Origin of the sequence: Kineococcus aridisoli, assembly GCF_050871885.1 — a bacterium.
Taxonomy (GTDB): domain Bacteria; phylum Actinomycetota; class Actinomycetes; order Actinomycetales; family Kineococcaceae; genus Kineococcus.
In genome coordinates, this window is record NZ_JBJLSF010000129.1 from 1 (window position 1) to 9,283 (window position 9,283).

Annotated in this window: 6 protein-coding genes and 1 pseudogene; 3 read left to right on the plus strand and 4 right to left on the minus strand. The window is 75.8% G+C overall.

Annotated elements, in window-relative coordinates; all coding sequences use genetic code 11:
- Window positions 1-138 precede the first annotated feature (138 nt).
- Window positions 139-1,140 carry an iron-siderophore ABC transporter substrate-binding protein gene (locus ACRYM2_RS21905; protein WP_432524710.1) on the plus strand — a complete coding sequence of 334 codons (1,002 nt, stop codon included), beginning with the start codon at window positions 139-141 and terminating at the stop codon, window positions 1,138-1,140.
- 16 nt (window positions 1,141-1,156) lie between these two features.
- Here the strand turns inward: ACRYM2_RS21905 and ACRYM2_RS21910 are convergent, their stop codons facing one another.
- A complete protein-coding gene (locus tag ACRYM2_RS21910) occupies window positions 1,157-2,533 on the minus strand; it encodes an MATE family efflux transporter (RefSeq protein WP_432524715.1) in 1,377 nt (458 codons plus the stop codon).
- A 306-nt stretch (window positions 2,534-2,839) separates the two neighbouring features.
- Here ACRYM2_RS21910 and ACRYM2_RS21915 point away from each other — a divergent pair, with 306 nt between their 5' ends.
- Window positions 2,840-5,536: a replicative DNA helicase gene (locus ACRYM2_RS21915; protein ID WP_432524712.1), complete on the plus strand. Its 2,697-nt coding sequence runs from the start codon at window positions 2,840-2,842 to the stop codon at window positions 5,534-5,536.
- Between the two features lie 45 nt (window positions 5,537-5,581).
- On the opposite strand, the gene ACRYM2_RS21920 is transcribed toward ACRYM2_RS21915, so the two are convergent.
- Window positions 5,582-6,355 carry a putative protein N(5)-glutamine methyltransferase gene (locus ACRYM2_RS21920; protein ID WP_432524713.1) on the minus strand — a complete coding sequence of 258 codons (774 nt, stop codon included), beginning with the start codon at window positions 6,353-6,355 and terminating at the stop codon, window positions 5,582-5,584.
- A gap of 128 nt (window positions 6,356-6,483) precedes the next feature.
- Here ACRYM2_RS21920 and ACRYM2_RS21925 point away from each other — a divergent pair, with 128 nt between their 5' ends.
- Window positions 6,484-7,473 carry an LLM class flavin-dependent oxidoreductase gene (locus ACRYM2_RS21925; RefSeq protein ID WP_432524717.1) on the plus strand — a complete coding sequence of 330 codons (990 nt, stop codon included), beginning with the start codon at window positions 6,484-6,486 and terminating at the stop codon, window positions 7,471-7,473.
- Between the two features lie 2 nt (window positions 7,474-7,475).
- Here the strand turns inward: ACRYM2_RS21925 and ACRYM2_RS21930 are convergent.
- Window positions 7,476-8,458, minus strand: a pseudogene (locus ACRYM2_RS21930) (phosphotransferase).
- A gap of 14 nt (window positions 8,459-8,472) precedes the next feature.
- The coding region (locus tag ACRYM2_RS21935; protein ID WP_432524714.1) for a helix-turn-helix transcriptional regulator at window positions 8,473-9,283 on the minus strand (811 nt) is incomplete at its 5' end.

Consider the following 9,283-nt stretch of genomic DNA (forward strand, 5'->3'; position numbering starts at 1 on the left):
GGCCGCACCCCCGGGTGCGGCCGGCCTCCGCGCGTGCGGGGCACCTCCGGTGCTCGCGGAGGGACACCGGCCGGCCCGGCATCGAGTCAGGCTAGGCTCGCCTAGCCCGCTCGTCACCGCCTGCCGGAAGGCCCTCCCGTGCTGCTGTCCCGCCGCGCCGCCCTCGCCGCCTCCGCCGCCGCGGCCCTGTCGCTGTCCGCCTGCGGCGACGACCCGACCCCCGGCACCGGCTCGACGGCCTCCGGCACCCCGGCCGCGGCGGGCGGCTTCCCGGTGACGATCCCCACGAAGTTCGGCGACGTGACCCTCGAGCAGGCGCCGCAGCGCGTCGTCGCCCTCGGCTGGGGCGACGCGGAGACCGCGCTGGCCCTGGGCGTGCAGCCCGTCGGCGCCTCCGACTGGCTGGCCTTCGGCGGGGAGGGCGTCGGCCCCTGGGCCACCGGGCGGTACACCAGCGCACCCGAGCTCATCGGGACGCTGGAGCCCTCCTACGAGGCGATCGCGGCGCTGCGGCCGGACCTCGTCCTCGACGTCAAGAGCTCCGGCGACGAGGACCGCCACGCCAAGCTGTCCGCCATCGCCCCCACCCTCGGCGTCCCCGCCGACGGCGAGTCCTACCTCACCGGCCTCGAGGACCAGGTCACGATGATCGCCCAGGCCCTCGGCAAGGCCTCAGCCGGCCAGGACCTGCTCGACGACATCGACGCCGCCTTCGAGCAGGCCGCCGCCGCCCACCCGCAGTGGCGGGACCGGACCGTCACCGCGGCCGCCCGCACCAGCGAGGGCTGGGGCGCCTACGTCGAGGGCAGCGAGCGCGTGCAGTTCATGGAGCGCCTGGGGTTCGTGCAGAACCCGCAGGTCGCCGCGCTGCCCGTCGCCGAGGGCGGCTTCACCGTCGACGTCTCGAACGAGCAGCTGAACCTCCTGGACGCCGACGCGCTCGTCGCCTTCCCCATCTACGTCCCGGCCACCGCCATCACCGCCGACCCGCTGTGGACGGCGATCCCGGCGGTCGCGGCCGGGCGGGCCCTCGTGCTCGACGAGGACGTCTCCAGCGCCTACTCGCTCGGCTCGGTGCTCTCGGTGCGCTACGCCCTCGACGCCCTCGTGCCCCAGCTGGAGCGCATCCTCCCCGCCTGAGCCGGCCGTCGTCCTCTCAGGCACCGCCCCCCGGGGCCCCGGTGACCATCCACGCACCGCTGCGCTCGCGGTGCACCAGCGTGACCAGCCGCGCCAGCGTGAACACCCCCGCGAAGCTGATCCACAGCCACACCAGCCCGGCCCGCCCGGGCGGCGCCAGCCACAGCACCCCCAAGGCCAGCGGCGCGTAGACGGCCAGCGTCCCCAGCCCGGCGCGCGCCAGGTAGCGCCCGTCACCGGCGCCAATGAGGACCCCGTCCAGGACGAAGACCCACCCGGCGGCGGGCAGGCACAGCCCCAGCACGACGAGCGCGGCGGCCAGGCAGGCGCGGGTGGCCGGGTCCGGGGCGAAGAAGCCCGCGACCGCACCGCCGGCCGGCACGAGCACCGCGCCCAGCAGCACGCCCGCACCCACGCCCCACTGGACCATCCGGCGCACCGCGGCGCGCACGTCGCCGACGTCCCCGGCGCCCAGCGCCCGCCCCACCAGGGCCTGCGCGGCGATGGCCAGGGCGTCCAGGGCCAGCGCCGTCGTCGTCCACACGGTGTTCGCCACCTGGTGGGCCGCCACGCCCGCGTCGCCCTGCGCGGCCGCCACGAACGTCGTCAGCAGCAGCGCCGCGCGCAGGGTCACCGTCCGCACCAGCAGCGGGACGCCGTCGCGGGCGCCGCGCAGCACGCCCAGCGGGTGCGGGCGCACCCGGGCGCCGGTGCGCCGCACCCCCCGGGCCACGACGGCCACCAGCGCCAGCGCCATGAGCAGCTGAGTGGCGGCGGTGCCGACCGCCGAGCCGGCGATCCCCCAGCCGGCGCCGTTCACGAGCAGCAGGTTGAGCGCCACGTTGAGCGCGGCACCCGCGGCGGCCACCACGAGCGGCGTGCGGGTGTCCTGCAGGCCGCGCAGCACCCCCGTCGCCGCCAGGACGACGAGCATCCCGGGCAGGCCCACCAGGCTCCAGCGCAGGTAGGTGAGCGCGAACGGCCGGGCGGCGGCGGACACCCCGAGCAGGTCGACCAGGGGGCCGGACAGCAGCAGCACGAGCACGGCGGTGAGCACGCCCAGGCCCAGCGCCAGCCACACGCCGTCCACGCCCTGCGCCAGCGCACCGCGCCGGTCACCGGCCCCCAGCCGGCGGGCCACGCCCGCGGTGGTGCCGTAGGCGAGGAAGACGAAGACGCTGACGGCCGTGCCCAGCACGGCCCCGGCGATGCCCAGCCCGGCCAGCGGCAGCGTCCCCAGCCGCCCCACGATCGCGGAGTCGGCCAGCAGGAACAGCGGTTCGGCCACGAGCGCGCCCAGGGCGGGGACGGCCAACCGGAGGATCTCGGCGTCCCGCCGCCCCAGCTTGAGCCGTCCGGGGGAGCCGTTACCAGACCGCAACCTGTCCGCCATCCACTCGTCCACACCAACCTTCGCGCTTCCACACCGCGTGGACAGCATCGTCGCAGGTCAAAGCGGTGCGACCGTCCACGGCCCCCGGGATCCACCGAGTTGTCCCCAGGGTTGTCCACCCCCTGTGCACAACGGTCCCCAGGCCGTCCACAGCCTGTCCACCGACCTGTGCACAGGGCCGTTTGACCCGGCGGCCGGGCGTGGGTCACTGTGCCTGGAGAGCACGTCGCGCTCGTGTCGGACGCCTCCCGTACAACTGCGGGCAACGACCGCCGAGAGGGCGTCCGGGAAGAGGGGCCTGCCGCAGTGACCACCTACGACGAGCCGCCCGCGCAGTACGACGGCCAGGGCGGCCAGCCCCGCCGCGGCCGCGACGGGGGCTCCTCCGCCGGCGGCGAGTCCTTCGACCGGATGCCCCCCCAGGACATCGCCGCCGAGCAGGGCGTGCTCGGCGGGATGATGCTCTCCAAGGACGCCATCGCCGACGTCGTCGAGGTCCTCAAGGGCAACGACTTCTACCGCCCCGCCCACGAGCTCATCTACGAGGCGGTCCTCGACCTGTACTCGCGCGGCGAGCCCGCCGACCCGGTCACCGTCTCCGCCGAGCTCACCAACCGCAACGAGCTCGCCCGCGTCGGCGGCACCCCCTACCTGCACGACCTCATCTCCACCGTCCCCACGGCCGCCAACGCCGGCTTCTACGCCCGCATCGTGCGCGAGCGCGCCGTGCTGCGCCGCCTGGTGGAGGCCGGCACCCGCATCGTGCAGATGGGCTACGGCGGCGACGGCATGGACGTCGAGGCCATCGTCAACTCCGCCCAGGCCGAGGTCTACGCCGTCACCGAGAAGCGGGTGAAGGAGGACTACGCCGTCCTCGGCGACGTCATCGAGGGCACCATCGACGAGATCGAGGCCAGCTCCCACCGCGGCGAGGGCATGGTCGGCGTCCCCACCGGCTTCGCCGACCTCGACCAGCTGACCAACGGCCTGCACCCCGGCCAGATGATCGTCATCGCGGCTCGGCCCGCCGTGGGCAAGTCCACGCTCGGACTCGACATCGCCCGTGCCGCCTCGATCAAGCACGGCCTGGCGTCGGTGATCTTCTCCCTGGAGATGGGCCGCAACGAGATCTCCATGCGCCTGCTGTCCGCGGAGGCGCGCATCCCCCTGCAGAACATGCGCAAGGGCACGATGCGCGAGGACGACTGGACCAAGCTCGCGCGGACGATGGGCTCGGTGTCCGAGGCCCCGCTGTACATCGACGACTCGCCGAACATGTCGCTGATGGAGATCCGCTCCAAGTGCCGCCGCCTCAAGCAGCGCGCCGACCTCAAGCTCGTCATCGTCGACTACCTGCAGCTGATGACGAGCGGCAAGCGCGTCGAGAGCCGCCAGCAGGAGGTCTCCGAGTTCTCCCGCGCGCTGAAGCTGCTGGCCAAGGAGATCGAGGTCCCGGTCATCGCGCTCTCGCAGCTGAACCGCGGTCCGGAGCAGCGCACGGACAAGAAGCCGCAGATGAGCGACCTGCGCGAGTCCGGCTGCCTCACGGCCGACACCCGGGTGCTGCGCGCCGACACCGGTGCCGAGACGACGATGGGCGAGCTGTTCGCGCTGCAGGCGCGCGACGTGCCCGTCTGGGCCCTCGACGACTCGCTGCGCTACGTCCGCCGCCACCTGACGCACGTCTTCCCGACGGGGGTGAAGCCCGTCCACCGGCTGCGGCTGGCATCGGGCAAGGAGGTCCGCGCGACCGCGAACCACCCGTTCCTCACCTACGACGGGTGGAAGCCGCTGGGGGAGCTCGGCGTCGCGGACCGGATCGCGGTGCCGCGGCACGTGCCCGGTCCCGAGCGCGTCGCCGGCTGGGAGGACGACCGCGTCGTGCTGCTCGGGCACCTCATCGGTGACGGGTCCTTCGTGCGGCGGCAGCCGCTGCGCTACGCGAGCGTGGACGAGGCGAACCTGGCGGCGGTGGCGGACGCGGCCGCGTCCGCGTTCGGCATCACCGCGGTGCGCGACGAGTACGCGGCCGCGCGCTGCACGACGCTGCGCCTGCCCGCGCCCTTCCGGCTCACCCACGGCAAGCGCAACCCGATCGCGGAGTGGCTCGACGACCTCGGCCTGTTCGGCAGGCGCAGCCACGAGAAGTTCGTCCCCGAGGAGGTGTTCCACCTCCCCAAGCGGCAGATCGCCCTGTTCCTGCGCCACCTGTGGGCCACGGACGGCTCGGTCACCGTGTCGCGGGCCGGCCGCGGCGGGCGGATCTACTACGCCTCGACGAGCCGGCGCCTGGTCGACGACCTGTCGCGGCTGCTGCTGCGCTTCGGCATCTCCACCCGCGTCCGCACGGCGACGCCGAAGCCCGGTTACCGGCCCGGCTACACCCTCGACGTCTCCGGCGTGGACGACCAGCGGCGGTTCCTGCAGGAGATCGGCGTGCACGGGGCGCGCGGCGCGTCGGCCGACCGGCTGCTGGAGGTCGTCCGCGACGTCAGCGGCAACACGAACGTGGACACCGTGCCGCGCCAGGTGTGGGACGACGTGCGGCAGCTGCTGCAGGAGCGCGGGATGACGCACCGCGAGTTCGCCACGGCGATGGGGACGTCCTTCTCGGGCAGCACCCTGTGGAAGCACGCTCCCTCGCGCGAGCGCCTGGGCCGGGTCGCGCAGGTCCTCGACAGCGCCGACCTGGAGGTGATGGCGGTGAACGACGTCCTGTGGGACGAGGTCGTCGCCATCGAGCCGGACGGCGAGGAGCAGGTGTTCGACGCGACCGTCGTCGGCGGCCACAACTTCATCGCCGACGGCATCGCGGTCCACAACTCGATCGAACAAGATGCCGACATGGTCATCCTGCTGCACCGCGAGGACATGTACGAGAAGGAGTCCCCCCGCGCGGGCGAGGCCGACTTCATCGTCGCCAAGCACCGCAACGGCCCGACCGACACGATCACCGTCGCGTTCCAGGGGCACTACTCGCGCTTCGTCGACATGGCGACCTGACCCGGCGCCGACCCGGCGCCGACCCTGGGCCGACCCGGGGAGTCGTCAGCGCCGCACGACCAGGACGGTGGTGCTGTCGCCGTCCTCGTCCTCCTCGGTCCGCGTGGCGGCGCGCAGGCCGGCGGCGCGCGCGGCGGCCAGCGCGGCCGGGCCCTGCGACTCGTCGAGCTCGACGAAGCAGCGCCCGCGCGCGCTGAGCCAGCCGCCGGCCTCGCCCAGCAGGCGGCGCAGCACGTCGAGGCCGTCGGCGCCGCCGTCGAGGGCGCGGCGGTCCTCGGCCTCGCGCATCTCCGGCGGCAGGTGGGCGATGCGGGCGGTGGGCACGTAGGGGACGTTGGCGAGCAGGACGTCCACCGCGCCGCGCAGCGCGGCCGGCAGCGCGGCGAACAGGTCCCCGGTGACGACGTGCGCGCCGGGCAGGTTGCGGCGGGCGCAGTCCACCGCGACGGGGTCGAGGTCGGTGGCGTGCACGCGCAGCCCCGGCACGCGCGCCGAGACCGCGGCGGCCAGGGCCCCCGTGCCGCAGCAGAGGTCGAGGAGGACGTCGCCGGGGCGGGCGTGGGCGGCGGCGCGCTCGACGAGGGCTGCGCTGCGGTGGCGCGGCACGAAGACGCCGGGTGCCACCGCGAGCCGCAGACCGCAGAACCCGGCCCAGCCGAGGACGTCCTCCAGGCGCTCACCGGCCACCCGCCGCGCGACGAGCACCTCCAGGTCCGCGCCGTCGGCCGCCTCCGCGAGCAGGGCCGCCTCCTGCTCGGCGTGGACGCAACCCGCGGCCCGCAACCGGTCGGTCACGGACCGCTGCTCGGATTGCTGCACGGCGGGGACGCTAGCCCACGTCCGCGGCGGCCGGCGGTGCTCCCGCGGTCCGTCGCGGGTGCGCGGGAATCGCAGCGGCCCGGGAGGGGTTGGCCACGACGAACGCCGTCTCCCGGAAGGTCGCCCTCGTGTCGATGCCGCTGTCCATCCTCGACCTCGCGCCGATCGCGCCCGGTGAGTCCCCGAGCGAGAGCATCGCGGCCAGCGTCGCGCTGGCCCAGGAGGCGGAACGCCACGGCTACCGCCGCGTCTGGTACGCCGAGCACCACAACATGCCGACGATCTCCTCGTCGGCGCCCGCGGTGCTCATCGCGCACGTCGGCGCGCACACCTCCACGATCCGCCTCGGTGCCGGTGGCGTGATGCTGCCCAACCACTCGCCGCTGGCGATCGCGGAGCAGTTCGGCACGCTGGAGGCCATGTACCCGGGCCGCATCGACCTCGGCCTGGGGCGCGCGCCCGGCTCCGACCAGCAGACCACCTACGCGCTGCGCCGCGACCCGGCCGCCTCCGAGCAGTTCCCCGAGGACGTCGCCGAGCTGCGCGACTACTTCGCCGGCACCTCCCGGGTGCCGGGGGTCAGCGCGGTGCCCGGCGACGGCGCGCGGGTGCCGCTGTACCTGCTGGGCTCGTCGACGTTCGGCGCGCGGCTGGCCGCGGCGCTCGGGCTGCCCTACGCGTTCGCCTCGCACTTCGCCCCGCAGGCCCTGCACGCCGCGGTGAGCGCCTACCGCGAGCAGTTCCGCCCGTCGGAGCAGCTGGACCACCCGCACGTCATCGCGGGGGTGAACGTCGTCGCCGCCGACACGGCCGAGGCGGCCCGCACCCTCCACGAGCAGGTGCAGCGCCAGTTCGCGGTGTCGCTGTTCGGCCGGGGCCGCACCTTCACCGAGCCGGAGGTCGACATCCTCATGGAGACCGCGGCCGGCCAGCACGTGCGGCAGATGCAGTCCTACGCGGCGGTCGGCACGCCCACCGACGTCCGCGCCTACCTGGAGGAGTTCCGCCGACACGCGGGTGCGGACGAGCTCATCGTCGCCCACCAGGCCCGCGACACGCAGGCGCGGTTGCGCTCGGTGCGCCTGACCGCCGAGGCGTTCGAGGGCGCGACCGTCTGAGCTCAGGGGCCGGGCGCGGCGAGCACCCGCTCCAGGGTCCGCCGCCCCAGCCGGCTCATCACCGGGTTGCTGACCTCGTAGTACCGCACGAGGCCGATCGCCTGCTCGAACGCCCAGGCCCGGCCGCGTTGCCGCTCCAGCTCGCCGCACCCCAGCTGCGCGTGGAACTCCTCGCGCGGCCCCTCCTCGAACAGGTGCCACGCCGCCACGAGGTCGAGCGCCGGGTCGGCCGGTCCCAGCCCGCCCACGTCGAGGACGCCCACCAGGCGGCCGGACCCGGCGGGGTCGACGAGCACGTTGCCCGGCACCAGGTCCCCGTGCGTCACCAGGTCCGGCTGCTCGCGCGGCAGCGTGCGCATCTGCGCCCACGCGGTGCGGCAGCGGGCCACGTCCAGCAGCCCCTCGCTGCGCGCGCAGCACTGCTCCACCCACGCGTCGTGGCTGCTCAGCTCCCCGCCGCGGCCGGTTCCGCGGAACGCCCGCCCCCGCGTCGGCAGGGCGCGCACGTCCGCGACGAACCGCGCGAGGTCGCGCGCCAGGTCCGCGGGACCGGCGCCGTCGGCGACGGTCCCGGGCAACCAGGACTGCACCGCCCACGGGACGGGGCAGCCCGGGCCCGGTTCGCCGAGCGCGACGGGCGCGGGGGTCGCCACGGCCGTGCGCCCGAGCAGCTCGCGGGCCGCCTCGGCCTCGCGGCGCAGCTCCTCGCGCAACCGCGCCACCGGCCCGGGGCGCAGCGGGAAGCGGGGGGGGGGGTGGGGGCCGCCGCCGCGCACCACCCGCAAGGGGCGCCCCGCGCCCCCCCCCCCCCCACCCCCCCCACCCCCCCCCCCCCCCACCCCACCCCCCCCCCGACGCGGAACAGCGCGTTGACGGTGCCGTCGGAGCGCACCGGCCGCACCGGCAGGTCACGCCACGCCGGGAACTGCGCGGCCACCAGCCGGCGGACGACCGCGAGGGGCAGCGCGAGCTGGCCGGGGTGCATGGCCGGGCCGCCGCTCACGGCAGGAGTCCAGCACGGCCGCCGCCGTCCGGGCCACGGGTTTCCGGGCCACGGGTCCCCGCCCCACGGGTCCCCGCCCCACGGGTCCCCGCTCCACCGGGTTCCGCGCCGCCGTGGAGCGCCAGCAGCTCCGCCCCGATCCGGGCCAGTTCCGTCCGCACCGAGGCGGGCTGCTCCACCTCCAGCTGCCCGCCCCAGCCGGCGAGCGTGCGGGCCAGGTCCAGCGCCGTCGGCGCGGCCACCCGCACCCGGCTGCGACCACCCGCCTCCCCACCCGCGGCCCCGCCCGCGTCCCCGCCGCGCTCCTGCACCTGCTCGTCGACGACCTCGCAGGCGCGGCCGAACTGCGCGCGCAGCACGGGCAGGAACCGGTGCGCCACGACGACCACGGCGCTCGTGCCGGCGCGGCGGCGCTCGACCTCGTCGACGACCTCCCGCCAGGCGGTGGCGAGCTCGAAGCCCGCGGGCCGCTCGAAGCGCTCGTCGAGGACCCGGGCCCGCTCGACGCGGTCGGCGCGGAAGGTGCGCCGACCGTCGGCGGTCCCGGCGAGCAGGTACCAGGTGCCGTCCTTGGCGACCAGGCCCAGCGGGTCGACGGTCCGGCTGCTCGTGCCCGAGCGGCTGCGGTAGTCCAGCTGCACGCGCAGGCGGTCGACCACCGCCCGCTGCAGCAGCTCCACCACCGCCGGTCGCGGGGGCGGCTCCTGGCCCCAGCCGGCGCCGGCGTGGGCCACGGCGCCGGCGGCGGCCCCGGCGGCCGCGCGGTATGTTGTTGGGAGGGCCCCGCCCCGCTTTACCCCGAACACT